The following is a 4238-nucleotide window of genomic DNA, read 5'->3' on the forward strand; positions in this document are numbered from 1 at the left end:
ACTGAAAACCGCGACATCTCGAATTCGACCGGCAGCGTGTATTCGAAGTTCAGCCGTTCCTTCAGCACGTCGAGCTGCAGCGCGCCGACGACGCCGACGATGGCCGGCGAGCCATCCTCCGGCGAAAACAGCTGCACGACGCCCTCCTCTGCCATCTGGTGCAGCGCTTCCTTGAGTTTTTTCGCCTTCATCGCGTCGCCGAGGCGCACACGACGCAGGATTTCCGGGGCGAAATTCGGAACGCCGCGGAACAGTATCTCCTCGCCTTCGGTCAGCGTGTCGCCGATGCGCAGCGTGCCATGGTTGGGGATGCCGACGACATCACCGGCAAAAGCCTCGTCAGCGGTAACGCGGGTCCGGGCAAAGAAGAACTGCGGCGCCGACAACGACATCGGTTTTCCGGTGCGCACCAGCTTGGCCTTCATGCCGCGCTCGAGCTTGCCCGAACAGACGCGGACGAAGGCAATGCGGTCGCGGTGGTTGGGGTCCATGTTGGCCTGGATCTTGAAGACGAAGGACGTCATCTTCTCCTCGGTCGCCTCGACCTTGCGGGTGTCGGCCTCCTGCGCGCGCGGCGGCGGTCCAAAAGCGCCGAGTGCCTCGATCAGGTCGCGCACGCCATAATTGCGCAGCGCCGAACCGAAATAGACCGGCGTCAGATGGCCCTCGCGGAAGGCTTCTATATCAAGGGGTCTGCACGCTTCTCGCGCGAGCTCCAGTTCCTCGATGAAGGCTTCGCGCTCGTTTTCGGGCAGCAGGCCGGCGACGCGGTTGGAATCGGGACCGTTGACCGGCGTGCGTTCTTTCTCCGCGTCGCCCCTGCGCACGGCATTCAGCGCCAGATGATAGGTGCCGGCAAAATTCTTGCCGCGGCCGATCGGCCAGGTGACGGGGGCAGTATCCAGCGCCAGCTTCTGTTCGATCTCGTCCAAAATCTCGAACGGATCGCGGCTTTCGCGGTCCATCTTGTTGATGAAGGTGATGATCGGAATGTCGCGCAGCCGGCAGACTTCGAACAGTTTCAGTGTGCGCGGCTCGATGCCCTTGGCGGCATCGATGACCATGACCGCCGAGTCGACCGCCGACAGCGTGCGGTAGGTGTCGTCGGCGAAATCCTCGTGGCCGGGCGTGTCGAGCAGGTTGAAGACATTGTCCTCATACTCGAAGGTCATCACCGAGGTGACGACCGAGATGCCGCGCTCGCGCTCGATCTTCATCCAGTCGGACCGCGTCTGGATCTTGTCCTTCTTGGCCTTGACCTCGCCGGCGAGCTGGATGGCGCCGCCGAACAGCAGCAGCTTTTCGGTGAGCGTCGTCTTGCCGGCGTCCGGGTGCGCGATGATCGCGAAGGTGCGGCGGCGTGCCACTTCTTCTTCTATTGCTTCGGGCATTCTCTGGGATTTCCGTGTGACAGGTCGGGCTTCTAGCAGCGCAGTGGCAGGCTGTCGACCGCTCCGGCCGGCCCACCTCTTCGTCTGGGCATGCAGCCGATCACGCCGTGGCTCAAGCCAGCGCATTGCCGCATGTTTCGCGCTGCTCGACATTGGCAAGCGGCGAACGGGATGGCACTTGGGTGTGCGTCCGTCAGGAATCACGAGCCAAAGGAGCGAGCATGACAGCGGCTAAAGAAGTGATCGTCATCGGCGCCGGTATCATCGGTGCCTCCACCGCCTGGCATCTGAGCAGAGCGGGTGCGCAAGTGACGGTGATTGCCGACAGTGCTGCCGGTGGGGTGGCGACGCCAAATTCGTTCGCCTGGATCAACGCCAGCTGGGGCAATCCGGAGCCCTATTTCCGGCTGCGCACCCGCGCCATGGCCGAATGGTCGCGGCTGGCGCAGGACCTGCCCGACCTGCCGCTGAGCTGGTGCGGCGGCCTGTGCTGGGACTTACCGGCGGCCGACATGGAAACCTACGCCACGGAACATTCCGCCTGGGGCTATGGCATCAGCCAAGTCGACCGCGCCGGTGCAGCGCGCATCGAACCTAATCTCACCGAGCTTCCGGATTTTGCCCTGCATGTTGCCGAAGAAGGTGTCGCAGAGCCCGTGGCCGCCGTCCGTGCCCTATTGGCAGACGCGAAGCGACATGGCGCGAAGACCATCTCCAGCACGGTGACGGCCCTGGTCCAGACCGGCGGCAGGATCACCGGTGTCGACACATCGCATGGCCTGATTGCATCGGACGAGGTGGTGGTCGCGGCCGGCGTTGGCTCGCCGGAGATCGCCGCGACCGCCGGGATCAACCTGCCGATCGAAACGCCGCCCGGCCTGATCGTCCATTCGCGACCGCACGAAAAGCTGCTCAACGGGCTGGTGCTGGCCGAGCGGCTGCACATGCGCCAGACGGCGGAAGGCCGCATCATCGCCGGCTCGGATTTCGGCGGCGCCGATCCGGGCATGGATGCCGAAGCCACCGCCCACGCCCTGTTTGCGGCCATGAAGGCCATGCTGCGCGACAGCGATGGGTTGGAACTCGATTTCCACACGGTCGGCTACCGGCCGACGCCGATCGACGGCTTTCCGATCATTGGCCGCGCCGAGGGCTTGGACGGTGTCTATGTCGCCGTCATGCATTCCGGCATCACGTTGGCGCCGGCCATCGGCCTGTTCGCCGCTCGGGAAATCCTCGACGGCGAGCGCGACCCCTTACTTGCCCCTTATGGATTGTCGCGTTTCGCTCAATAGGCGGGCGGACGCCGAAAGCCGCCGGTCAGTGGTTCGATTGCCCTGGCGATGCCGAGCAGCTGTGACTCCGACCAGCGTTTGCCGACCAGTTGCAAGCCGATCGGCAAGCCCTCGCTGCCCTGTCCGCATGGGATGGAAAGAGCCGGATGGCCGCTGTAGTTGAAGACGGCGCCATAGGCCGGCAGCATCCAGTAGCTCTGCTCCTTGCCGTCGACCGTGATCGGCGTGCCCGGCTCGCAATGCGGGAAGGCGGAAGTCATGGCGACCGGGCAGAGCAGCGCGTCATGGTTTTCGAAAAACCGGTCCCAGGCGAGAATGGACCTGTCGCGGCGGGCGAGTGCCTCGAACCAATGCGAGACCGGTGTCGGGTTCTCCGGCGACTCCGGCTGGGCGGCCTCCAGCATCATGCCGATCAGCGCGCCGCCCTGCTCCAGATCGTGGTGCAGATCGAGTTTCGGCAGTTTTGCCTCCTCAACGAGGGCACCGGCCGATTGCAGCTGCCTTGCGAGGTTTTCGACCGCGGCGCTGATGTCGCCGGCCACCGGAAAGCCGGGAAAGGACGGCGCGAAGGCGATGCGCAATGTCCTAGGGTCGAGCTTCGGCATATCCTGGACCGGCACCGGAGCAAGATCGGTGTCGCTTCCATCCGGGCCGGCGATGATTTGATAAATCAGCGCCAAATCTTGCACGCTGCGCGCCAACGGCCCGAGGCAGGACATCAGCCGCACGCTGCGCGCGGCACCGCCGGGATCGGGGAAGGCACCGGCCAGCGAGACACGATGCTCCGTCGGCTTCAAGCCATAAACACCGCAAAAGGCGGCCGGCAGCCGGATCGAATCCTGCATGTCTGTGCCCACGTCGAACGGCGTCATCCCCAAGCAAATTGCCGCTGCCGCGCCTCCACTGGAGCCGCCCGCCGTGCGCTTGAGGTCCCATGGATTGCTGGTGCGGCCAAACAGCGGATTGTTCGACTGCCAGTCCGACAGCATTGTCGCGACATTGGTCTTGGCCATCAGCACGCCGCCGGCCGCTTTCAGTCTGATGACGACCGGGCTGTCCTGCTTGGCGACATAGTCGGCAAAGGGCGGGAAGCCGACCGTAGTCCTTATGCCTGACGTTTCGTGCATGTCTTTCAGCGTGAACGGCACGCCATGCAGAGGTCCGGGTGCGGCGCCGCGCGCCTGGGCAGCGTCCGCCTTCTTGGCACGCTCGCGGGCGCCTTCCCTGTCGAGCGAGATGACGGCATTCACCGCATGGTTGTGCGCATCGATTTGCGCCAGATAGGCGTCGAGTGCTTCCACGGCGGAGATTTTGCGCTTGGCGATGGCTGCAGCGAGATCGACGGTTGAGGAGAAGACGATGTCCATGAGGAATGCTCCGGCTTGGCCGCGCGTGCCTGACCAATTGGCGGAACGCGGCGCGATTTCAAGCGGAGTTGAGCATTCGGTATTCGCTAGTGCTTGATCGAAGTTGTGCTGCCGATGTCGGCACTCTACGGCGCCCCCCTCTGGCCTGCCGGACATCTCCCCCTCAAGTGGGGAGATTGGCAGCT

Annotated in this window: 2 protein-coding genes and 1 pseudogene (1 of these 3 running past the window's edge); 1 reads left to right on the forward strand and 2 read right to left on the reverse strand. The window is 64.3% G+C overall.

The genetic code is table 11. From position 1 onward, the window contains the following. Positions 1 to 1391: pseudogene (locus tag EOC06_RS33155) on the reverse strand (peptide chain release factor 3) (it extends 221 nt beyond the left edge of the window). Positions 1392 to 1612: 221 nt separating this feature from the next. On the opposite strand from EOC06_RS33155, the gene EOC06_RS33160 reads away from it, so the two are divergent. Next, positions 1613 to 2686, forward strand: a complete 1074-nt coding sequence (locus tag EOC06_RS33160) for an FAD-binding oxidoreductase (RefSeq protein ID WP_128309778.1) — start codon at positions 1613 to 1615, stop codon at positions 2684 to 2686. Here the strand turns inward: EOC06_RS33160 and EOC06_RS33165 are convergent. After that, positions 2680 to 4053, reverse strand: a complete 1374-nt coding sequence (locus EOC06_RS33165; protein ID WP_128309779.1) for an amidase — start codon at positions 4051 to 4053, stop codon at positions 2680 to 2682. The two genes, EOC06_RS33160 and EOC06_RS33165, sit on opposite strands and share 7 nt — an antisense overlap. Positions 4054 to 4238 lie beyond the last annotated feature (185 nt).

This window comes from Mesorhizobium sp. M7A.F.Ca.MR.362.00.0.0 (genome assembly GCF_004023175.1).
Classification (GTDB): domain Bacteria; phylum Pseudomonadota; class Alphaproteobacteria; order Rhizobiales; family Rhizobiaceae; genus Mesorhizobium.